Genomic DNA, 21344 nt, shown 5'->3' with positions numbered 1-21344 from the left:
AAGTCGAAACACCGCACTTCTACAAAGTGTAGAAAGTGCGGAACATCACAGCAGTGCGTTGGCCAGCGCTGCCATTCGGGTGCGGGTATCGGCGGTGACCGCGGCCAGACCGGTTCCGGCCAGCCAGGCTCCCACCGCTTCCAGTCCGGGCGATTCGGCCACCGCCGCGCGGACGGCGCCCACCCGGTCCTTATGCCCGACGGCGGCGGAGGGCAATGCGCCCACCCACCGGACTACATCCCACCCGACGACGTCGTCGGCCTTGATTTCCACCTGCAGCAGGCCGGACGCGTCGGCCACGGCCTGCCGGAAGAGGTCATCGTCGGCGCGGTCCACGTGCACCGGTTCCGCGGCGGAGTCCTTCGGATTCAGTGCCCGCCCGTAGGAAAGGCGCAGCACATGGGTTCCGGGGCCGGTGGAATCGGCAAGCCACTGCCACTTGGCGGTGGCGTGCGTCATGGCCTTCGCATCGATGCCTTCCACCTCCCGCGACACCAGGACGCCGGTGCCGCGCGGCATGGCGTCCAGTTCCGGCAGGTCCACCACCAGGGTTGCCAGGGCGACGCCGGGGCCCGGCTGCGGCCGGTAGTCCGCCACCTCGGGGAGCGCGGTAGCCAGGAGGTCAACAGCTGCGGGGCCTTCGGCGGCAACCACCACGGCGTCGGCTGCCAGTTCCTGCCCGCCGCTGCAGCGGATCCGCCACCCTTCGGCACCGCGGGTAAGGGATTCGGCACGGATGCCGGAGCGCAGGCGTGCACCGGAGGTCTCCAGATCGGAGACCAGCGCCTCGGTCAGCCGGCCCATTCCGCCGTCGAGCCCGGCCACTGCCGAACCTGCAGGTGCTGCTGCGCGCATGGCACCGACGGCGGCGCCCAGGGAACCGTGCCTGGAGATTGCAGCGCGCAGGCCCGGTGCCACGGAGTCGACGTCGAGCACGTCGGGGTCGGCGGAATAGACGCCGCCGACCACCGGAGTGACGAGCCGGCGAAGCACCGCTTCACCCATCCTGGCCCGCACCACGTCGCCCAGGCTCATGGACGGGCGCCGGGGCAGGTTACCCACCGGCAGGACCTTGTCCATGGCTGCCCGGGCTGCTCCCGCGCGGCCCAAGGCACGGACAATGTCCGGGTGCCGGGGGTCTGCGGGGATGCCGAGCAGGCCGCTGCTCGGCATCTGCTGCGCTCCCGACGGCAGGTCCTCGGCGGCCAGCTGCAGCCATGACCCGGCAGGGTTGGGCTGGACCACCGCGTCCGCCAGTCCAAGCTCCCCAATCAGCTCCGGAACGGCCGGTGATCTCGTGGCGAAGGACTCCGCACCGCTGTCCAGCTGCACGCCGGCAACCTCATGCCGGCCGACACAGCCGCCGAACCGGTCCGAGGCCTCCACCACGGTCACCTGGACACCTGCCCGCTGCAGGTCCCGGGCCGCGATGAGGCCGGAAATTCCGCCGCCTATAACGACTGCGGTGGGACCGCCCGGGGTCTGGCCGCCGGCTTGGTGAGCCGCGCTTTGAGCAGCGTTTTCAGCTTTAGCGGCTTTCTCCGGCTTCGCGAGGAAACGGTGGGGCATGCCTACGGCTCCACCGAGTGAATCAGTTCAACCACCCGCGTCAGGACGGCTGCGTCGGTTTCCGGCGGCACGCCGTGGCCCAGGTTGACCACGTGGCCCGGAGCGGCTGCGCCTGCGGCAAGGACTTCGCGGACATGTGCTTCCAGGATGTCCCACGGCGCGCTCAGCAGTGCGGGGTCAATGTTGCCCTGCAGCGGCGTCGTGCCGCCGAGGCGGCGGTTGGCTTCGTCCAGCGGCAGCCGGTAATCCACGCCGACAACGTCCACGCCGACGTCGCGCATGGCCACCAGCAGCTCGGACGTGCCGGTGCCGAAATGCACCAGCGGGGCACCGAGGCCGCGCACATGGTCCAAGGCACGGGAGGAGGCCGGTGCTACGTGCTTGACGTAGTCGGCCAGGCCAAGGGAACCGGCCCAGGAATCGAAGAGCTGGCCGGCACTGGCGCCCGCTTCCAGCTGCGCGCGCAGGAACATTCCGGAGGCGTCGGCCGCCCAGGCGGTCAGCGCCTGCCAGGCATCGGGGTCAGCATGCATCATGGTGCGCGGGCCGAGGTGGTCGCGGGACGGCTTGCCCTCGACCATGTAGGCGGCCAGGGTGAACGGCGCGCCGGCGAATCCGATCAGCGGCTTGGAACCGAGCTCGGCAACCGTCAGCCGCACGGCTTCCCGGATCGGCTCCAGCGCCTCTTCGGTCAGCCGCGGCAGGGCGGCGACGTCGGCGGCGGTACGCACCGGGCTGCCCAGCACGGGTCCGACGCCGGGAACGATGTCCACGTCCACGCCGGCGAGTTTCAGCGGAATAACGATGTCGGAAAAGAAGATGCCGGCATCCACGTCGTGGCGGCGCACCGGCTGCAGGGTGATCTCCGCCGCCAGCTCGGGCCGGAGGCAGGATTCCAGCATCCCGATGCCCTGCCTGGCTTTCAGATACTCGGGCAGGGAACGGCCGGCCTGACGCATAAACCACACCGGGCGGCGGGCGGGGGTTCCGCCGCGGTACGCGGTGATCAGGGGGGAATCGGCCGTGCGGCCGTCCAGCAGCGGGTGCGTGGCGCTAAGAGTCATACCTTGATTCTCCCCAAAATCCGGGACAAGCCATAACCGGGCCCCTCCCGGCGGCCGCCGTGGCGCTTCTCACACTCCTAAAGGCTGAAATCGGGCAGTCCGATTGAAGGTATCCTCCCCGGCGTGGCTAGTATTGACCTACTGTGGTTCTACTTTCCCTCATTGCTACGCACACCGACGTAGACCTGGAGACTGTCGCCCGGCTGAGTGCCGGCGCATCCGAGGTCGCGTCTTCGCTGGTCGATTCCGGAAGCGCCGTCTCCGGCTCCGTTGTCCTCGCTACCTGCAACCGGCTGGAGGTGTATTGCGAGACCGGCTCGGAAGCGGATATTGAAGCCGCCCGCTCCGCTGTCGTTGCAGAAATCAGCCGGCACTCCGGCATGAGCGAAGACCTTGTATCCCGTTCCTTTGCCACGAACACCGGCGAGTCCGTTCCCCAGCACCTGTTCGCGGTCGGCGCGGGACTGGATTCCGCCGTCGTAGGCGAACGCGAAATCGCCGGGCAGGTCCGCCGGGCCCTTATTGAAGCCCAGGAGAGCGGGACCGCCAGCGGCGGACTCACCCGCTTATTCCAGACCGCTTCCCGCACCGCCAAGGACGTCGGTGCCCTTACAGCCCTCGGTAAACGGGGGCTTTCCATTGTTTCGGTTGCCCTGGGCCTGGCCACGGACCTGTCCGAGAACCGCGACTGGTCAAAGAAGTCAGTGGTGGTTTTCGGCACCGGCGCCTACGCCGGCGCCACCATGGCCCTGCTCAAGGAGCGCGGCTGCACCGACATCAGCGTCTACTCCTCCTCCAACCGCGCAGAGTCCTTTGCCGCCTCCCGTGGCGGGAAGCCCCTGACCCGTTCGTCCCTGCCCGGGGCCCTGACCCGGGCCGACGTCGTCATCGGCTGCAGCGGCAGCGACAGCCAGGTCAGCGCCGAAGATGTCCGCCGCGTCCGCGCCGAAGCAGGCAAGCCGCTGATCATCATCGACCTTGCCCTGACGCACGACTTCGATCCGGCCGTCCGCGAGATCGACGGCGTCGAACTGATCACCCTGGAGTCCGTCCGGCTGGCCGCTCCGGCCGAGCAGGCCGAGTCGCTGAAGCAGGCGAGCACCATTGTTGCCGATGCCGCGAAGAACTTTTCCAAGCAGCAGCTCAGCCGTGAAATGGACTCAGCCATCGTGGCCCTGCGCCGGCACACCCTGGACGTACTGGAATCGGAGCTGGAGAAGGTCCGCGCCCAGCACGGATGCACCGGCGCCGCCCAGGAAGTGGAGTTCGCCATGCGCCGCATGGTCAAGCAGCTGCTCCACGTTCCCACCGTCCGCGCCCGGGAACTGGCCGCAAGCGGCCAGCAGGAGGACTACATCCGGGGCCTTGAAGCCCTGTACGGGATCACGGTGGAGCGCAGCGAGCCCGCAGCGCCCGCCAAGGATGCCGGTTCGGCTGCGGACGACGGCGCCGCCGAATCCGACGACGCCGAACCGAAGTCCGCGTAGGGCGTTTCAGTAGACCGGTTTCTCCGGTTCCACCCGGCGCACCCATTCCAGGATCCCGCCGGTGACGTTGTAGACCTCGGGATAGCCGGCGCCGCGCAGGTAGGCCGCGACCTCGGCGGACCGCACCCCTGATTTGCAGTGCACGTATACCGGCCGTCCCGGCTCCGGCCGGAACTCCCCCGCCAGCACGGCCCCCCGCGGCGCCAGCCGGGCCCCCTCAATGCGGACAATGTCGTGTTCCCCCGGCTCCCGGACGTCCAGCAGTTCGAAGTCCCGGAACCCGGCCGAGCGTTCGGCCAGCAGGTCCCGCAGCACGGCCACGTCCACTTCCGCCCCGGCGGGCACAGGCTCCGCCGGCGTAATGCCGCAGAACGCCTGGTAATCGCTTAGCTCAGTCACCGGCAGGGCCTCCGGGTCACGCCGGACCCGAAGTTCGCGCCAGCTCATCTCCAGGGCGTTGAAGACCAGGACCCGGCCCAGCAGGGTCCTGCCGGTTCCGGTGATCAGCTTGATGGCCTCATTGACCATGACCGAGCCGATCTGCGCACAGAGCACCCCGAGCACGCCCCCTTCCGCGCAGGAAGGAACGGAACCGGCCGGCGGCGCCAGCGGGAACAGATCGCGGTAGGTGGGCCCGTGTTTGCCCCAGAAGACGCTCACCTGCCCGTCGTAGCGGAGGATCGAACCCCAGACGTACGGCTTGCCCAGGATTTCGGCGGCGTCGTTGATCAGGTAGCGGGTGGCGAAATTATCAGTGCCGTCCACAATCAGGTCATAACCGGAAAAGATCGCCAGGACGTTGGAGTTGTCCAGCCGCTCCCGGTGCAGGACCACCTCGACCAGCGGATTCAGCTCCGCCACGGAGCGGGCCGCGGACTCCGCTTTGGGGGTACCGACGTCGGATACGCCGTGGATAACCTGGCGCTGAAGGTTGGAGACATCCACGACGTCGTCGTCGACCACGCCGAGCGTGCCCACTCCCGCCGCAGCCAGATACAGCAGCGCCGGAGAGCCCAGCCCGCCGGCCCCGACCACCAGCACCCTGGCGTTCTTCAGCCGGCGCTGCGCCGTGGACCCGAATCCCGGGATGATGAGGTGCCGTGAGTAGCGTTCGGTTTCGTCGCGGGTGAGGTCCGCGCCGGGCGCCACCAAAGCAGGTAGTTCCCCGACCGGGACGGATGCACTTGCTAAGGTCATGAAGTCCAATCTAAGCCACAGGTATGGCGGTGGGACCTGTCGCTTGGAATACCCGCGGGTAAACTAAGGGTCATTGTCCGTGCAGCTCAGGGCTCCGGAACTGTTGAGAGGTCCACCAGTGAGTAACCAGGCAGCCGGTAAACCGGTTCGGCTCCCCCGGGAGGAACGCCGCCGGCAGCTGCTAAGCGCAGCGCAGGAAGTGTTTGTCAGTAACGGCTTCCACGGTGCAGCCATGGACGAGATCGCCGAAGCGGCGCACGTCAGCAAACCCGTGCTCTATCAGCACTTCCCCGGCAAGCGGGAGCTGTACATGGCCCTGCTGGACAACCACCTGAACACGCTGACGGAGTTCCTGCGCACCGCTTTGAACTCCACCACGGACAATAAGCTTCGGGTCCGCGAGACCATGCGGGCCTATTTCCGCTTCGTCGCGCAGGACAGCCAGGGGCACCGGATGGTTTTTGAATCCGACCTCACCAATGACGCCGAGGTCAGCGCCCGCATTGAGGAATTCAATGCCCGCTTCGCGAACAGCATTGCCGGCGTGATTGCCGAAGACACCAAGCTGTCCCATCTCGAGGCCACCCTGCTCGGCCGCGCCCTGGCCGGAATGGCGCAGGTGAGCGCGCGGTATTGGCTGGAAACCGACGGCGGCCTGGACATCGATGCGGCGAGCGAGCTGGTTTACCGTTTAGCTTGGCGCGGAATCAGCCGGTTCCCCAAGGAGATCTAGAGTAGATTTCGATCAGTTCGTAAATCGTTAATCAGGAGGCACCACGGTGGAAGTAAAAATCGGCATTCAGAATGTAGCCCGCGAAATTGTCTTCGAATCCAGCCAGAGCGCTGATGAGGTTGCCGACGCAGTGGAGCAGTCCCTCGCCAACGGCGCCCTGCTCCGGCTCAAGGACGTCAAGGGCCGGCTGATCGTTGTTCCCGGTGCATCCATCGGCTACGTCGAGATCGGTGCCGAGGAAGTCCGCCGCGTCGGTTTCGGCGCCCTCTGACCCGCCGCTTCCATGCTTAGCCTGATCCTGGTCACGCTGACCGCGGTTGCCGCGGGGTTCGCAGTGTGGGCTGCGGACCGCCACCGTGCCCTATACGGCGCGCTGCTGCTCCCTGGCATCGCCGTGTGCGCTGCGCTCATCACGTGGCTGGCACTGCGCGCAGCCGGAGTTACTGCCTTCGAAGCGGACTGGATCGGCTGGGCCGTCCCGGTGGCAGTGTCCATTCTGGCGCCGCTCGTGGCGGCCGTTCCGATCGGACGCAGCCGCGCCAGGGCCGACACGGCGGAGACGGAACGCATCCTGCGTTTGTAACTCCCGTTGTTCGGTGTCACCCGGAAACGGCAACAGGATAAGAGAAAAGGGCGGTGCTTCGGCACCGCCCTTTCTTCGTGTCCCATAGGGTCCGTTCCTGGGTTACGGCAACGGGGATTACGGGACCGCACGATATGGCCGCGCCTGCGGGACGGCAGGCGGCATCATCCGGGCCAGTTCGCGTGCGAAGACGCCGGCCGCTACCCGATGTCCTTCCGGGCTCAGGTGCCTTCCGTCCGGCCGCAGTTGGCCGTTCAGTCCATACCGCGCCCACCAGTCCCCCGGGGTAAGGAAGTCGATTCCCTGTTCGGCGGCCACGGCGGCGAGCACCCCGTCCACCTCGCTACGCCGTCCCGTGCCGTCACCGATGACCCCCACCATGACAATCCGGACGGACGGGTAGCTTTGCCGCAGGTCGCCGATTAGGCGGAGCGCTTCGGTACGGATGTCTGCGGCTGGATGGGCGGTGTCGTTCCCGCCGCCCTGCAGCACGATCAGCCGCGGCGTGCCCCACGGGAGCAGCCACTGGTGTGCTTCCAGCGCCCGGGCGTATCCCGCCACTGAGCCGTTCCCTTGGACGTAACCGGTTCCGCCTGCACCCCTGATGATTGCAGGGTACCCGGCCTGCTCCAGCCCCTGCCCCACCCAGGTGTCCGGACCGGCCTGCGAGTCGCCGATCACCAGGGCCGAGTCCTCCACTCCCGGAACTACGGACATCGTCCGGCCGGTCTGGGGCATATAAACCAGCGATCCGGCAGCCGGGGCCGCGGGGGGAGCTGTTTCACTGGGCCGGATCACCGCCGGCTCGGGCGAAGCTTCCGCGGAGGCAGCGCCGCCCGCGGGAAGTACCGACGCCGTCCCGCCGGCTCCGGGGTCCGGCAGGACAGCCGGTGCGGCGGCCAGAAGCAGGACCGCAGAAACCGCTGCGGCCAGGGCACCCCGCGCCCACTTCCGTGTTGCTTTCCCCCGCAATAGATTCTCCCTGCAGCCGTCTCCGGCCGCAGCCAGCGCTTCCGTACGGGGGAAGCGTACCGCAGGGCTAAGCCGTCAGGCCGAGGAGACTCATCCGCTTGGAGTGGTTTCGCGTCAGCTGCGCCGTGAGCGACTTGATTTCGGCGTCGACGGCGTCCTGGCCGCCGTCGTCGAACAGCCCGCCCAGGAAGGCCCGTTCAATGAGGACCCGCTGGGCCTGGGTCAGGGCTTCGCCCACCAGCCGCCTGCCCCAGAGGGCCAGCCGCGAGGCCAGCCGCGGGTCATCCGCAAGGGCCTCCCGCAACCTGCCGAGCAGGATTTCGCCGGGCTGTTCCGTAGCCTTCAGGCCTTGGAACAGGCTGTTGGTTTCCGCATCGAGCCGGGAGGCCACCGCGGAGTAGAAATCGTCGGAAATGGCGTCCGTGACGTAGAACTTCATCAGCGACTCGTACCAGTCGGCCGGCCGGGTGCGGTCGTGGAACGCGTCCACCGAGGGCTGGAAGGGCCGCATGGCTTCTTCGGGGTCCGTTCCCATGGCACTGAGCCGGGCGCAGATCAACTCGAAATGCGCGTATTCATGCACGGCCAGGCGTCCGAGCGTGGCACGGTCGTGCAGCGTGGGGGAAAACCGGGCGTCGGAAGACATCCGTTCAAACGCCGACAGTTCGCCGTAGGCGATCGCGCCGAAGAGATCCGTGAGGAACCGCTGATAGGTCTCGCCGGTGTGCTGCGGGGCCGCCCCGGGAGCGGCCGGATGATCCGAATGGTGCCCGTTAGTCATACCCGCCAGCGTACCTGCCGGCGCCGCCCGGGACCGCGCCGGGCCGCCGGATGCGCAGCGATCAGCGGCTGGCGGGTAGACTGGGGAGGTAGAAACTGGATGCCCGGTCGTCTGTCGTATGAATTGTCATGTGAAGTGCATGAGAAGTGTCATTTTGTTGCTGTATTGACCAGACCCGCAAACCCTACGCGATCTTGAATTATCGGCCGCCGCCGTGGCCAATGGAGCACAGGCGGCCCGCAGTTGTTAGCCCGCGATCGGCTTCCGCTGGACGCACCGCGTGCGTGCCATCCGCTCCGTAATGGGCTGTAACAGCCACTCGTCGAGCCTGGCGCCCCCGCGCTGCCTAAACTGAACGGTATTTAATTGAACACTGAACTTTCCCAGGTTGATGACGATCGTCACCTCACTGCCGATGACAGCACCGAAGAACTGACCGTCGCGGATTCCCTGGCCGTTAAGGCCCGGGCCGAGGAAATCCCCGAACTGACCTTCGCCGATTTCGGTGTCCGGTCAGACATCGTCGAGTCCCTCGCCGACGCCGGCATCACGCACCCCTTCCCCATCCAGTCGATGACCCTGCCCGTTGCCCTCAGCGGCCACGACATCATCGGCCAGGCGAAGACCGGCACCGGCAAGACGCTCGGCTTCGGTATTCCCGCGCTGCAGCGCGTGGTGGGCCCGGAAGACAAGGGCTACGCCGAACTCGCCGTCCCCGGCGCACCGCAGGCCCTGATCGTGGTGCCCACCCGTGAACTGGCCGTCCAGGTGGCGGGCGACCTCACCACCGCTGCCCGCCGGCGCGGTGCCCGCATCGTCACCATTTACGGCGGCCGTGCCTACGAGCCGCAGACGGAGGCCCTGGCCGCCGGCGTCGAAATCGTGGTCGGCACCCCGGGCCGCCTGATCGACCTCTACAACAAGAAGCACCTCTCGCTGAAGAACGTGCGGCTGGTGGTCCTTGACGAGGCCGACGAGATGCTGGACCTCGGCTTCCTGCCCGACGTCGAAACACTGATGGCCGCCACGCCGGCCGTGCGCCAGACCCTGCTGTTCTCGGCCACCATGCCCGGCGCCGTCGTTTCGATGGCCCGCCGCTACATGACCAAGCCCACCCACATCCGGGCCGCGGATCCCGATGACGAAGGCCTGACCAAGAAGGACATCCGCCAGGTGGTCTACCGGGCCCACAACCTCGATAAGAGCGAAGTGGTTTCCCGCATCCTGCAGGCACGCGGCCGCGGCCGCACCATCATCTTCACCAAGACCAAGCGCACTGCCGCCAAGCTGTCCGAAGAACTCGTGGACCGCGGTTTCGCCGTCGCCGCCATGCACGGCGACCTCGGCCAGGGCGCCCGCGAGCAGGCCATGCGCGCTTTCCGCAATGAAAAGGTGGATGTGCTGGTGGCCACCGACGTCGCCGCGCGCGGCATCGACGTCGACGACGTCACCCACGTAATCAACTACCAGTGCCCCGAAGACGAGAAGACCTATCTGCACCGCGTTGGCCGCACCGGCCGTGCCGGCAACAAGGGCACCGCCGTGACGTTCGTGGACTGGGACGATGTCCCCCGCTGGGGCCTGATTAACAAGGCCCTGGGCCTGGACCAGGCGGAGCCGGTGGAAACCTACTCCTCCTCACCGCACCTGTACACGGACCTCGATATCCCCGAAGGCACCAAGGGACGCCTGCCGCGCAACAAGCGCACCCATGCAGGCATTGATGCCGAAAAGATCGAGGACCTCGGCGAAACCGGCAAGTCCGGCGGCCGCAGCAGCTCCTCCAGCCGCGAAGGCAACCGTTCCGGTTCCGACCGGGGTGCCGGATCCCGCGGCGGCAACTCCCGCGGCGGAGCACGGGAAGGATCGCGGCGCAGCAGCGCCCGCTCCGGCGAGGCACGCACCGGCGAGGCGCGGACCGCGGAATCCCGCCCGGCTGAAACCCGGACCGCGGCACCTGCCGCGGACGGCGCAGCCACGGACCGTCCGCGCCGCAGCCGGACCCGCCGCCGCAACGGCGAGGTTGTTCCCAAGACCGGCCCGGCCGCCGAATAGCGCCGACGTAGGCCTGCATGAGCACCCCTTTGTGGACGTCTGACGGCGGGTCGCTGGTGGTACACGCGGATAACGCGGAGTTCCTCCCGACCCTGCCGGACGGCTCCTTCACCATGATTTACGTGGACCCGCCCTTCAACACCGGGCGGTCCCAGCGCCGGCAGCAGACCACCATGGTCCGCAGCGCCGACGGCAGCGGCGACCGGATCGGCTTCAAGGGCCGCAGCTACAGCACGGTCAAGGGCCTGCTCTCCAGCTACGACGACGCCTTCGAGGATTACTGGGCGTTCCTGGAACCCCGGCTCGCGCAGGCCTGGCGCCTGCTGGCCGACGACGGCACCTTGTACGTGCACCTGGATTACCGCGAGGTGCACTACGCGAAGGTCATGCTGGACGCCCTGTTCGGCCGGGACTGCTTCCTGAATGAAATCATCTGGGCCTACGACTATGGCGGCCGGGCGAAGAACCGGTGGCCGGCCAAGCACGACAACATCCTGGTCTACGTAAAGAACCCGGATGCGTACCATTTCGACAACGCCGAAGTGGACCGGGAACCGTACATGGCTCCGGGCCTGGTGACACCCGAAAAGGTGGCCCTGGGCAAGCTGCCGACCGACGTCTGGTGGCACACCATCGTTTCCCCCACCGGCCGGGAAAAGACCGGCTATCCCACCCAGAAACCCGAGGGCTTGCTTCGGCGTGCCGTCGCTGCCAGCAGCCGTGAGGGCGACTGGGTCCTGGATTTCTTTGCCGGGTCCGGAACGCTGGGTGCCGTTGCGGCCAAGCTGGGCCGCAAGTTTGTCTGCGTGGACGCCAATCCGCAGGCGATCGAGGTTATGGCCCGGCGGCTGGGTTCCGCGGCCACCGTGGTCTCCGCCGAAACGGGTTCACCGCTTCCCGCTGCCGGTCCCTAGGCCCTGCTTTCGGGGCGGGCCGCCGCCTGCTGGCGGGTCAGCGCGCCGCGCGGGTCCGCCGCCTGGCGCGGCGGCCCGCCCTCTACCGCGGCAGGGGGCCGACGACGGCGGCACCGGTCCCGAGCTCGGCTATGCGTTCCAGCACTGCCGGCTCCGTGGTGAATTCGCCCAGGAGATTGGGTTTCCCGGTCCCGTGGTAATCGCTGGAGCCGGTGACCAGCAGGTCATTATCCTTCGCCAGCCTGCGCAGCCATTCCCTGCCCTGCTCGGGATTGTCCCGGTGGTTGACTTCCACGCCCAGCAGCCCGGCGTCGATCATTTCGGTGAAGGTTTCCTCCCCCACCACCCGGCCGCGGGAGGACGCCACCGGGTGCGCGAAGACCGGGACTCCGCCGGCCTGCCGGACCAGCTCCACTGCCCGTGCCGGGTCCGGCGCGTAATGCGCCACGAAGTACGGCGACCGCGCGGTCAGGATGCCGCTGAAGGCCGCCGACCGGTTCGGAACCACACCGGCAGCTACCAGTGCGTCGGCAATGTGCGGCCGTCCGATGGTTGCCCCCGGGGCCACCTGCTCCTGCACCGAGTCCCAGTCGATGGGGAAATCCTCCGCCAACCGCTGCACCATCAGTTCTGCCCGGGTAACCCGGGCAGCGCGGGACCGGGCGATCTCCTCGAGCAGTCCCGGATGGGCCGGATCGTGCAGATAGGACAGCACATGGACGCTGATCCCCTCGCGGCTGCGGCAGGACACCTCCATACCCGGAACGAAGGTGATCCCGTGCTCCTGCGCGGCAGCGGCGGCGTCGGCCCAGCCCGCCGTCGTATCGTGATCGGTCAGTGCAATGGCGTCCAGCCCGGCCTTCGCAGCGGAGGCGATAACATCTGCCGGCTGCTCGGTGCCGTCGGAGACGCAGGAGTGGGTATGCAGGTCAATTCTCACGCTTTCAATCTACGCCCCCGGGCGGCCTACGCCCGTCCGGTGAGGCCGGAAGGGAAAGGCCGGGCATCGGAGGGGTGTTTTGCCCCTCCCGGAGGCAGTGAGACGATGGAGTGGTGACTACTGAAGCGAATTCGACGACATCCCTGCCCGAGCCTTCCGAAGGCCAGCCGCTCGAAGACCGGATCAACAACCGGTCCCAGCGGCCCTCCTCGGAAGCCTTCAAGAAGTTCATGTCTTCCGGCTGGGCCGCGGAATCCGGTGAGCTGCCCGAAGCCGACGCTGTGGCGCCGTTCGCAGCGCGCCGCCGTCGGGCCCTTTCCGAGCGTTTCCCCGGCGAACGGCTGGTCATTCCGGCCGGCCCGCTGAAGGTGCGGTCCAACGACACCGATTACCGTTTCCGCCCGCACTCCGGCTTTGCGCACCTGACCGGCCTCGGCGTGGACCGCGAACCCGATGCCGTGCTCGTGATGGAGCCCACCGAACCCGGCGCAGGAGACGACGGCGGCAACCACACCGCCGTGCTGTACTTCCGCCCGCTCGCCGGCACGGACAGCGACGAGTTCTACTCCAACGCACGCTACGGCTCCTTCTGGATCGGGAACCGGCTCGGCCTGGCGGAGATCAGCGCGCTGATCGGCCTGCCCACCCGGCACCTCGACGAGGCGGAAACCGCCATCACCAACAACGTCGGAGACCCGCAGTTCGGTGGCATCTCCGTACGCCTGCTGCGCAGTGTCGACGAAATGGTCGACGCCCTGGTGGACACCGTCCGCTACAATACCGCCCTGGACCCGGAGAACGCCGACCTCAGCGCCCTGGATGCCCTCGACGGCGAACTGACCGAAGCCCTGTCGGAACTCCGCCTCGTCAAGGACGAATGGGAGATCGAGCAGATGAAGGCTGCCGTGGCCGCCACGGTCAACGGCTTCACCGAAGTGGTCAAGGCACTCCCCCGCGCCATTTCCCACCCCCGCGGCGAACGCGTCGTCGAAGGCGCCTTCTTTGCCCGCGCCCGGGAAGAGGGCAACGACCTCGGCTACGACACCATTGCCGCCTCCGGCAACAACGCCACGGTCCTGCACTGGATCCGCAACAACGGCGCCGTCCATGCCGGGGACCTGCTGCTGCTGGACGGCGGCGTGGAGGCCGAAAGCCTCTACACCGCGGACGTCACCCGCACCCTGCCCGTCAACGGAACCTACACGGAGGTCCAGCGCCGGGTGTACCAGGCAGTACTCGACGCCGCAGACGCCGGATTCGAAGCCGCCAAGCCGGGCGCCAAGTTCCGCGACGTCCACGCTGCAGCCGTAAAGGTCCTGGCCGAACGCCTGGACAGCTGGGGCCTGCTGCCCGTGCCGCTCGAGGAAGCACTGTCCCCCGAAGGCCAGCAGCACCGCCGGTGGATGCCCCACGGCGTCAGCCACCACCTGGGCATGGACGTGCACGACTGTGCCCAGGCCCGGGCCGAGCTGTACCTGGACGGCACCATCACCGAGGGCATGGTCTTCACCATCGAACCGGGTCTCTACTTCAAGGACACCGACCTGTCCGTGCCCGAGGAATACCGCGGCATCGGCGTGCGGATTGAGGACGACGTCCTCATCACCGCCGACGGCCCCGTGAACCTCAGCGACGCCCTGCCGCGTAACCCGGGCGACGTCGAAGACTGGATGGCAGGCATCTACGCTGCCGAGTAACCTCCGGTTTCCGGTTTAGGTAAAAGTTTAGGTAAAAGAGGTCCGCATCCTCGAAAGGATGCGGACCTTTTTGCGTTCCCGCCGACCGCATGGACATACTCCTGCGGTTTGTCGGGATCCCTGCGGTGTGTCCGGATCCCTGCGGTGTGTCCGGATCCCCTCGCCGCGCGGCGCAGGGAACCGGACAAAGCGAGGGGCTTTACCCAATCCGAAGCGAAGGCACGAAAAAGGCCCGCACCCCTGGGGGCGCGGGCCTCACGCGATACGCCGGGAGACCTACTGGCGGGGCTGCTCTGAACCCTGCGGAGAACCCGAATCCTGTTCCGGAGCGGCGGGCTGCGCAGAATCGGGCTGCACGGATTCAGGCTGCACGGCAGGCTGCGCCGGACGCCGGACACCGTACTGCGGGCGGCCGTCCGGAAGGTCGGGGAACTGGCCGCGCGGCGTCGTGGGCTTGGCTGCGGCGTCTGCTCCTGCAGGCAGCTGCCGCCCGGCATCGGCCGGGGACTGCCCTGCGGGATCGGAGTCCGGAGCGGGCTGGCCGTAAGGGTTGGCCCAGCCGGAGGGACGTTCCGGGGCCTGAGGTCCGCCTGCGGGCGGGCGCTGGGGGTCCCGGCGCTGGCCGGCCGGCGCCTGCGGGTGCCCTGCCTGTCCGACCATCGGCAGCCGGTGCAGCAGCTGCCGGGCGTCGTTGGCCGCCTCGGGGGCCACAATGACGTCGTAGCTGGTGGCAATGACCTGGCTGGTGGAGGTGAAGTCCCTGCGCCCGCGCTGCAGGGCATAGGCCAGGACCCCGAAGAGTACCCAGAACACGGCACCCAGGGCCATGGACGGAAGGAGGGAGATCGCGGCGGCACTGCCCCCGAACAGCATCAGGGCAAGCCCGACAAAGAGGCCGAACCAGGCACCCGTGAGTGCGCTCGAAAGCGCCACCCGGGGGTAGGTCAGCCGGCCGGTCACCCGTTCAACGGACTTGAGTTCGTTGCCGACAATCGAGACCAGCTGGACCGGGAACTTGCTGTCGGCAAGGTAGTCCACGGCCTTCTGGGCGTCGAGGTAGGCCGTATACCGGCCCACCGTTTCACCCTTGGGCAAGCTGCGGCCCGCATCACGCGGAGGGGTGGCACCAAATAGGTTCGACATTGCTCCATTCTCGCGCATACCTGCCCCGGACGGTGAACGTATCGCTCGCAGTGAACGGACTCACCTCCCTCGTACCCCGTGATAACGCGTTACCGGCGGGCACAAAGTAGCCTTATAAGGTGAGTACAAATCCAACCCGAGTCTTTATTGCGCGCCTGCTCGGCCTTGACGTCTTCGACCCGCTGGGTGACCGTCTCGGCCGGCTGCGCGATGCGGTCGTGCTGGACCGCGGGCCGGGCCTCCCGCCCCAGGCCGTGGGCATCGTGGTGGAGGTTCCCGGCAAGAAGCGGGTCTTCGTCCCCCTCACCCGCATCACCTCCATGGACCCCGGGCAGATCATCTGCACCGGCCTGGTCAACCTGCGCCGCTTCGAACAGCGTGGAGCAGAGATGCTGGTGGTCGCGGAACTCTTCGACCGCCGGGTACAGCTGCGCGACGGCAGCGGCGAGGCCACCATTGAAGACATCGCCATTGAGCAGAACCGCGCCGGGGACTGGTACGTCTCCAACCTCTTCGTCCGCCGCGGCGGCTCTGCCTCCCGCCTGCGCTCCCTGCGCCGGCGCGGGGAACAGATGATCCTGGACTGGAAGGACATTGCGCACTGGGACGCCACCGGCCCGCAGGCCGCCACGTCCTTCGTCGCCCAGAATGATGACCTCAAGGCAGCCGACTTTGCCGATGCCCTGCATGAGATGAGCGGCAAACGCCGGATCGAAGTGGCCAGCGAGCTGCAGGACGAACGCCTCGCCGACGTCCTGCAGGAACTTCCCGACGACGACCAGGTCCAGATCCTGCAGTCCCTCGACGTGGAACGCGCCGCCGACGTGCTGGAGGAAATGGACCCCGACGACGCCGCGGACCTCCTCAACGAACTGCCCGAAGAGCAGAAGGAAGAGCTCCTTGCCCTCATGGAGCCCGAAGACGCCCGCGACGTCCGGCGCCTGCTGAACTACGAGGAAGACACCGCCGGGTCGCTGATGACCCCCGTGCCGGTCATCCTTCCGCCCGAGGCCACCGTGGCGGAGGCGCTGGCACACGTGCGCCGCGAAGAGCTCACCCCCGCCCTTGCCTCTTCCATCTACGTCTGCCGGCCGCCGCTGGAAACCCCCACGGGGAAGTACCTCGGCGTGGTGCACATCCAGCAGCTGCTGCGCTCGGCACCGCCCGAGGCACTGGGCAACATCCTGGATACGGACCTGGAACCGGTCCGCGACTACGCCACCATCAGCGAAGTATCGCGGATGCTGGCCACCTATAACTTGAATTCACTGCCGGTAATCAACGACGCCGGACGCCTGGTGGGTGCGGTCACGGTGGACGATGTGTTGGACCACCTGCTGCCGGACGACTGGCGCATCTCCGACGAAACCGGCCCGATAACGCAGCAGGGAAGGACAAATGGCTGAAAAGATCAAGTCAACGACCACCGGCCTCGACACTCCCCGCTCTGCACGGACCCGATGGCTGCCGCGGCTCTCCCCGAACCCCGACGCCTTCGGCCATGCCACGGAGAATTTCGCCCGGTTCATGGGCACCCCGCAGTTCCTGGTCTACATGACGGTCTTTTGCCTCGTGTGGCTGGCCTGGAACACCTGGGGGCCGGAATCCGCCCGCTTTGACAGTGCCGCCCTGGGCTTCACCGTCCTGACGCTTATGCTCTCGCTGCAGGCCTCCTACGCCGCTCCCCTGCTGCTGCTGGCACAGAACCGGCAGGACGACCGGGACCGCGTCTCCGTCCGGCAGGACCGCGAACGCGCCGAGCGCAACCTTATGGATACCGAATACCTCACCCGGGAAATCGCCGAACTGCGGATCGCCCTGCGTGAGGTTGCCACCCGTGACTATGTCCGCTCCGAAATCCGCGGGCTGCTGGAGGAACTCCTCGAGGCCAATGACGACCGCGAGGACGGCGGGACGCGGCGCCGCCGCCGCAGTTCGGACAGCACCGACAGCATGCCCAAACTGAATCCCGGCGGGAGGGAACGCTAAAGCCGTGCCAGTATCCGAACCAGCTTCCGCATTGGAAGCACAGGTGCTCCGTGCCCTGGACACTGTCCAGGACCCGGAACTGCGCCGGCCCATCACCGAACTCGGGATGCTCAAGGACGTACGGCTCGACGCCGAAGGCGGCGTGGTAGTCGACGTACTCCTCACGATCGCCGGCTGTCCGCTGCGGGAGACCATCACGGCCGACGTCGAGCGCGCGCTAGCCGCGGTGCCCGGAGTGAACACTGTGGGCGTGAACCTGGACGTGATGACTCCCGAGCAGCGCAACGCGCTCAAGGACCGGCTGCGAGGCGGCGACCCGGTGCGGACCATCCCCTTCAACCGCCCAGATTCGCTGACCCGCGTGTATGCAGTGGCCAGCGGCAAGGGCGGCGTGGGCAAGTCCAGCGTCACCGTCAACCTCGCAGCGGCCATGGCCTCGCTCGGGCTGCGGGTGGGAATTGTCGACGCCGACGTCCACGGATTCTCGGTTCCCGGCCTCCTTGGAATCACCCGGCCGCCCACCCGCGTGGATGAGATGATCCTGCCGCCGGTGGCCTACGGCATCAAGACCATCTCCATTGGCATGTTCGTGGACGGCAACCAGCCCGTGGCCTGGCGCGGACCCATGCTGCACCGTGCCCTGGAGCAGTTCCTGACCGATGTGTATTTCGGGGACCTGGACGTCCTCTTCCTGGACCTGCCTCCCGGTACCGGAGATATCGCCATTTCCGTAGGGCAGCTCCTGCCGGGGTCGGAGATCCTGCTGGTCACCACGCCGCAGAGCGCCGCGGCGGACGTTGCCGAACGCGCCGGCAGCGTTGCCCGGCAGACCGGACAGAAGGTGGCCGGCGTGATCGAGAACATGTCCTGGCTCGCACTGCCCGGCGGTGAGCGTCTGGAGATCTTCGGCTCCGGCGGAGGTGCCGCGGTGTCCGGCCGGCTCGGCGACACGCTGGGCTATCCGGTTCCGCTGCTGGGCAGCATCCCCCTCGACGTTGCCCTCCGTGAAGGCGGCGACGGCGGCCTGCCGGTAGTGCTGGCCGACGCTGCCGCCACGGTGGCGGATACAGGTGCGGTCAGTACTGCTGACGGCGGTGTCGGCGCCGAGGGAACCACCCGGGAGGACGCAGAAACGGCCGCAGCCGAACTGCGGCGGATTGCCCGGGAGCTGGCACACCGGCCGCGAGGCCTGGCCGGACGCAGCCTCGGGGTCAGCCCGGTCTAGGCAGCGGGCGTGACGGTTTAGCGGTGGCCGCTACGTTGCTTCGATGTCGAACGGTGCAGGCTGGCCCTCGGCGAGGCGTTCCAGCGGTTTCACCGCAGGCGGCCGGCTCGCTGCTGCCGACGCGGCAGCAGCGACGGGTGCGGCAGAAGCCGCGGCCGGCTGGGCCGCCGGTACCGGAGGGGCGGGCGCTGCGGACGGCCGTCCGCTGACCGCTTTGGCGGCGTCGTCGAAATCATCCAGCAACGCTTCCTTAATGATGCGCCGCGGGTCGTACTGCCGTGGATCCAGCTTCCGCCAGTCGACTTCGTCAATCTCGGGGCCCACTTCTTCACGCAATTGTTCACGGGCGCCGGAGGCCATCCGACGCACTTCCCGCACCAGCCGGGCCAACTGCGAAGCGTATTCGGGCAGGCGTTCGGGACCTAGTATCACCACGGCGATTATTGCCAGAAGGATGAACTCGTAACCGTTGATTCCTACCACTCTTGAAGACTACCTTTTCCCGGGAGCGGGGAGCCACTCGCTGCTCCCCTAGAGGCTCCAGCCCGTACGCGTGAACATGGAAAGGCCGCGGACAATGCGTTCCATCGGCTCGGAATCGCCGCCGGTGCGGGCGAGGCGGGCGGATTCGAGCAGGGAAAGCTCCTCCACCGCCCGGGGCAGCGATTTCTCCGGCTGGCTGGACTCGAAGGTGTAGGTGACGCTGCCGGCTGCCACGACCTTCTGGCCGGGATGCTCATCGGAACCGAAGACAGCCGGGCCGGCCTGCGACCCCGCAACCGAGAACCCGTCTTCCGAGACGGTCCGGCCGGTCACGCCGTTGATCACGGGCTGGTGGTCCTCTCCCGGCAGCGGATGCTGTTCCACCAGCCGGAGTTGTTCCCCGTCAGCAGCAGCGAAGGTCATTTCGACGGCGGGACGCCCCTGGACCCGGAGGGAGCGGGCGGACTCCAGTTTCAAGCCCAGATCCGCCAGTTCGGGGCAGGTCCAGCCATGCGCACGAAGCAGCTGCAGCTGGTCCGCTCCAAGGTCGCCGCTTTGGGCAACTTCCTCCCAGCCGTCGGCCATGGCGGCACGCGCACCGGTCTGCGCCGGAACCTCGAGGATGCTGCCGGCAAAATAGGCACCGCCGAGCAGCACCGCCCCGGCTGCTGCTACCGCCCCGGCTGCGGCCAAGGCATGGCTGCGCCGGTCAAGGGTCTTGGCCGCCGCCCCGGACTGACGTCCTTCGGGTTCCGGGCAGCCGGACTGCAGTGCCGTCACCCGTCCCGCAATCCGGGCGGAAAGTTCAGGACCGGCATCGGGCACCCGGAAGGCACGCAGGCGGCTGCGCAGCCGGCGTTCCTCCGCGACCGCGGCGCGGCACGAGGCGCAGCGGGTCAAGTGAGCGTCAATGGCCTGCTCGCGCTGCGGGGTTGTTTCGCCGTCGATGTAGTTCCGTAAATGCCGTGTGGGGTGTCGCACTATTCAGCTGGCTCCCGCAACTCGGGGCAGTTTGAGCAGTGAACGGGCGGCCGGGGGCACCTGCGGGTCCCGGTGGGCGAGCTTTTCCTTCAGCATTGCCCGGCCGCGGTGGATCCGGGACCGGACGGTGCCCAGCTTGACGTCCAATACGCGGGCAACCTCGTCGTAGGAAAGCCCCTCCAGATCGCACAGGACAACCGCGGCGCGGAAGTCCGGCGGCAGCTCTTCCAGGGCGCGGGCGATGTCCACGTCGAGGTTATTGAATTCGAAGCTTCGTTCGGGGCCTGGCCCGTTGCTGGGCAGCTTGCTGGAGGTTTCCTCGGTCATGCCGTCGAAACGGATCCGGCTGCGCCGCCGGGCCTGGTCCAGGAATAGGTTGGTGGTGATGCGGTGCAGCCAGCCGTCGAGGGTGCCGGGCTGGAAGTTGGCCAGCGAGCGGAAAACCCGGACGAAGACTTCCTGGGTCAGGTCCTCGGCATCATGTTTGTTTCCGGTCAGCCGATAGGCCAGCCGGTATACCTTCGCCGAGTGTGCCTGGACCACTTCCTCCCAAGTGGGACGTACCCACTCCCCAGCCATGTCCGCGGCTGCTGTGTCCGGCGTCGTTGCCATAGTCTTCCTCCTTCCTTCCAACCTGCGTGCCATCAGTGCAGCCGGTGCAGTCCCGGTGTGCCCCGAGCAGTTCCCGTAGGGTGCAAGGAATCCGGGTGGGCCCAAAGTTGTCCGGAGGGCCATTTATCACCGATTAACAATGTTTACGCATCAATCTGGGAGTTGGCTGTTAGCACGCCTTTAGTACTGGGACAAGGCAGCACTGCAGTGCGTACCCGGTTATGCCTCCGTTGGCCTTAAGCTTGACTGAGCAGGAATTCCTCCGGACCGAAAGTGAAACCCCATGCGCGCCGACAAGCAGACCAGTTGGTCCTACACGGAGGCCCTGCCTACCGAGGATGAGGTCCTGATCCGTGCGCGCGAACGGTCCTACGAGCTGGGCGTCAGTGCCGTATCCAGCGGCGTAGGCGCCGCGTTGACCGTACTGGCGGCTGCGAGCAAGGCCACCACGGTAGTGGAAGTCGGCACCGGAGCAGGTGTTTCGGGCGTCTGCCTGCTGCGCGGCCTGGGCCGCAACGCGGTGCTCACCACGATCGATTCCGACGTCGACCACCTCCGTGCGGCCCGCGAGGCCTATGCGGAGGCCGGCATTCCGGGCAACCGGACCCGCACCATCTCCGGCCGGGCGGCCGAGGTACTCCCCCGCCTCACGGACGCCGCCTACGACATGGTGTTCATCGACGCAGACAAGCCCTCCTTCCCGCTCTACGTGAACCAGGCGGTGCGGCTCCTCAAGCGCGGCGGCCTGCTGGTGGTCAATGACGCACTGGACCACGGCAAGGTCGCGGATCCGGCTGTCCGGGAAGCCACCACCAACACCATGCGCAAGGTAGGCAAGGCCATCCGGGAGAACGAAGACCTCGCCTCGGCCCTGCTGCCCACCGGTGACGGCCTTCTGCTGGCCGTGAAAACCGCTTAG

21 protein-coding genes are annotated in these 21344 nt (G+C 67.5%); 11 read left to right on the top strand and 10 right to left on the bottom strand.

Going from position 1 to position 21344, the window contains the following annotated elements; all coding sequences use genetic code 11:
• Positions 1–45 precede the first annotated feature (45 nt).
• Together hemG and hemE are read right to left on the bottom strand one after the other, a co-directional pair.
• On the bottom strand, positions 46–1569 hold the full coding sequence (gene hemG / locus NNX38_RS05700; protein WP_255797123.1) for a protoporphyrinogen oxidase: 1524 nt from the start codon (positions 1567–1569) through the stop codon (positions 46–48).
• A 2-nt stretch (positions 1570–1571) separates the two neighbouring features.
• Complete coding sequence (hemE, locus tag NNX38_RS05695; RefSeq protein ID WP_255797122.1) at positions 1572–2633, bottom strand: uroporphyrinogen decarboxylase; 1062 nt, start codon at positions 2631–2633, stop codon at positions 1572–1574.
• Between the two features lie 143 nt (positions 2634–2776).
• On the opposite strand from hemE, the gene NNX38_RS05690 reads away from it, so the two are divergent.
• Positions 2777–4120, top strand: a complete 1344-nt coding sequence (locus NNX38_RS05690) for a glutamyl-tRNA reductase (RefSeq protein WP_255797121.1) — start codon at positions 2777–2779, stop codon at positions 4118–4120.
• A 6-nt stretch (positions 4121–4126) separates the two neighbouring features.
• Here the strand turns inward: NNX38_RS05690 and moeB are convergent, their stop codons facing one another.
• Positions 4127–5317, bottom strand: coding sequence for a molybdopterin-synthase adenylyltransferase MoeB (moeB, locus tag NNX38_RS05685; protein ID WP_255797120.1), 1191 nt, complete (start codon positions 5315–5317; stop codon positions 4127–4129).
• 118 nt (positions 5318–5435) lie between these two features.
• Between moeB and NNX38_RS05680 the strand changes: the two genes are divergently transcribed.
• The 3 genes from NNX38_RS05680 to NNX38_RS05670 are packed head-to-tail and all read left to right on the top strand — an operon-like array spanning position 5436 to position 6633.
• Positions 5436–6050, top strand: coding sequence for a TetR/AcrR family transcriptional regulator (locus tag NNX38_RS05680; RefSeq protein ID WP_229949779.1), 615 nt, complete (start codon positions 5436–5438; stop codon positions 6048–6050).
• A gap of 46 nt (positions 6051–6096) precedes the next feature.
• Entirely contained in the window at positions 6097–6321 is a 225-nt protein-coding gene (locus NNX38_RS05675) for a DUF3107 domain-containing protein (protein WP_255797119.1), read from the top strand.
• 12 nt (positions 6322–6333) lie between these two features.
• Positions 6334–6633 (top strand): hypothetical protein, encoded by a 300-nt coding sequence (locus NNX38_RS05670; RefSeq protein WP_255797118.1) that lies wholly within the window; start codon positions 6334–6336, stop codon positions 6631–6633.
• A gap of 117 nt (positions 6634–6750) precedes the next feature.
• Here NNX38_RS05670 and NNX38_RS05665 read toward each other — a convergent pair whose 3' ends face one another.
• Positions 6751–7605, bottom strand: coding sequence for an SGNH/GDSL hydrolase family protein (locus NNX38_RS05665; RefSeq protein ID WP_255797117.1), 855 nt, complete (start codon positions 7603–7605; stop codon positions 6751–6753).
• Between the two features lie 67 nt (positions 7606–7672).
• Entirely contained in the window at positions 7673–8386 is a 714-nt protein-coding gene (locus tag NNX38_RS05660) for a ferritin-like fold-containing protein (RefSeq protein WP_255797116.1), read from the bottom strand.
• 366 nt (positions 8387–8752) lie between these two features.
• On the opposite strand from NNX38_RS05660, the gene NNX38_RS05655 reads away from it, so the two are divergent.
• Entirely contained in the window at positions 8753–10441 is a 1689-nt protein-coding gene (locus tag NNX38_RS05655; protein ID WP_370646372.1) for a DEAD/DEAH box helicase, read from the top strand.
• 17 nt (positions 10442–10458) lie between these two features.
• Complete coding sequence (locus tag NNX38_RS05650) at positions 10459–11355, top strand: site-specific DNA-methyltransferase (protein WP_255797115.1); 897 nt, start codon at positions 10459–10461, stop codon at positions 11353–11355.
• 82 nt (positions 11356–11437) lie between these two features.
• On the opposite strand, the gene NNX38_RS05645 is transcribed toward NNX38_RS05650, so the two are convergent.
• The gene (locus NNX38_RS05645) at positions 11438–12295 is read right to left on the bottom strand and encodes a PHP domain-containing protein (RefSeq protein WP_255797114.1); all 858 of its coding nucleotides are present in this window, start codon (positions 12293–12295) and stop codon (positions 11438–11440) included.
• Between the two features lie 113 nt (positions 12296–12408).
• On the opposite strand from NNX38_RS05645, the gene NNX38_RS05640 reads away from it, so the two are divergent.
• Positions 12409–13992, top strand: coding sequence for an aminopeptidase P family protein (locus NNX38_RS05640; protein ID WP_255797113.1), 1584 nt, complete (start codon positions 12409–12411; stop codon positions 13990–13992).
• A 276-nt stretch (positions 13993–14268) separates the two neighbouring features.
• Here the strand turns inward: NNX38_RS05640 and NNX38_RS05635 are convergent, their stop codons facing one another.
• On the bottom strand, positions 14269–15135 hold the full coding sequence (locus NNX38_RS05635; RefSeq protein ID WP_255797112.1) for a general stress protein: 867 nt from the start codon (positions 15133–15135) through the stop codon (positions 14269–14271).
• Between the two features lie 119 nt (positions 15136–15254).
• Between NNX38_RS05635 and NNX38_RS05630 the strand changes: the two genes are divergently transcribed.
• From NNX38_RS05630 to NNX38_RS05620, 3 genes are read left to right on the top strand one after another with little or no spacing between them, the layout of a single operon-like run.
• Positions 15255–16541 carry a magnesium transporter gene (locus tag NNX38_RS05630; RefSeq protein WP_255797111.1) on the top strand — a complete coding sequence of 429 codons (1287 nt, stop codon included), beginning with the start codon at positions 15255–15257 and terminating at the stop codon, positions 16539–16541.
• Positions 16534–17124, top strand: a complete 591-nt coding sequence (locus NNX38_RS05625) for a DUF1003 domain-containing protein (protein ID WP_255797110.1) — start codon at positions 16534–16536, stop codon at positions 17122–17124. The genes NNX38_RS05630 and NNX38_RS05625 overlap by 8 nt, the downstream gene beginning before the upstream one ends.
• Before the next feature lie 4 nt (positions 17125–17128).
• Positions 17129–18349 (top strand): Mrp/NBP35 family ATP-binding protein, encoded by a 1221-nt coding sequence (locus tag NNX38_RS05620; RefSeq protein WP_255797108.1) that lies wholly within the window; start codon positions 17129–17131, stop codon positions 18347–18349.
• Between the two features lie 30 nt (positions 18350–18379).
• Here NNX38_RS05620 and NNX38_RS05615 read toward each other — a convergent pair whose 3' ends face one another.
• Genes NNX38_RS05615 through sigE form a run of 3 tightly spaced genes read right to left on the bottom strand, consistent with a single transcriptional unit; the run spans position 18380 to position 20425 of the window.
• Positions 18380–18832: a Sec-independent protein translocase TatB gene (locus NNX38_RS05615; protein WP_255797107.1), complete on the bottom strand. Its 453-nt coding sequence runs from the start codon at positions 18830–18832 to the stop codon at positions 18380–18382.
• 48 nt (positions 18833–18880) lie between these two features.
• Entirely contained in the window at positions 18881–19813 is a 933-nt protein-coding gene (locus NNX38_RS05610) for a zf-HC2 domain-containing protein (RefSeq protein WP_255797106.1), read from the bottom strand.
• A 3-nt stretch (positions 19814–19816) separates the two neighbouring features.
• Positions 19817–20425 (bottom strand): RNA polymerase sigma factor SigE, encoded by a 609-nt coding sequence (sigE, locus tag NNX38_RS05605; RefSeq protein ID WP_255797105.1) that lies wholly within the window; start codon positions 20423–20425, stop codon positions 19817–19819.
• 283 nt (positions 20426–20708) lie between these two features.
• On the opposite strand from sigE, the gene NNX38_RS05600 reads away from it, so the two are divergent.
• Complete coding sequence (locus NNX38_RS05600; RefSeq protein WP_227918438.1) at positions 20709–21344, top strand: O-methyltransferase; 636 nt, start codon at positions 20709–20711, stop codon at positions 21342–21344.

The organism is Arthrobacter sp. zg-Y238, assembly GCF_024385525.1.
Classification (GTDB): Bacteria; Actinomycetota; Actinomycetes; order Actinomycetales; family Micrococcaceae; genus Arthrobacter_B; species Arthrobacter_B jinronghuae.
Note: the sequence above shows the minus strand (reverse complement) of the source record. Positions and strands in the feature narration are given on the sequence as shown.

Excerpts from the sequence above, each read along its gene's own strand:
- NNX38_RS05660 (WP_255797116.1), bottom strand. The coding sequence starts at position 8,386 with ATGACTAACGGGCACCATTCGGATCATCCGGCCGCTCCCGGGGCGGCC.
- sigE (WP_255797105.1), bottom strand. The coding sequence starts at position 20,425 with ATGGCAACGACGCCGGACACAGCAGCCGCGGACATGGCTGGGGAGTGG.
- hemG (WP_255797123.1), bottom strand. The coding sequence starts at position 1,569 with ATGCCCCACCGTTTCCTCGCGAAGCCGGAGAAAGCCGCTAAAGCTGAA.
- hemE (WP_255797122.1), bottom strand. The coding sequence starts at position 2,633 with ATGACTCTTAGCGCCACGCACCCGCTGCTGGACGGCCGCACGGCCGAT.
- moeB (WP_255797120.1), bottom strand. The coding sequence starts at position 5,317 with ATGACCTTAGCAAGTGCATCCGTCCCGGTCGGGGAACTACCTGCTTTG.
- NNX38_RS05625 (WP_255797110.1), top strand. The coding sequence starts at position 16,534 with ATGGCTGAAAAGATCAAGTCAACGACCACCGGCCTCGACACTCCCCGC.
- NNX38_RS05635 (WP_255797112.1), bottom strand. The coding sequence starts at position 15,135 with ATGTCGAACCTATTTGGTGCCACCCCTCCGCGTGATGCGGGCCGCAGC.
- NNX38_RS05600 (WP_227918438.1), top strand. The coding sequence starts at position 20,709 with ATGCGCGCCGACAAGCAGACCAGTTGGTCCTACACGGAGGCCCTGCCT.
- NNX38_RS05670 (WP_255797118.1), top strand. The coding sequence starts at position 6,334 with ATGCTTAGCCTGATCCTGGTCACGCTGACCGCGGTTGCCGCGGGGTTC.
- NNX38_RS05650 (WP_255797115.1), top strand. The coding sequence starts at position 10,459 with ATGAGCACCCCTTTGTGGACGTCTGACGGCGGGTCGCTGGTGGTACAC.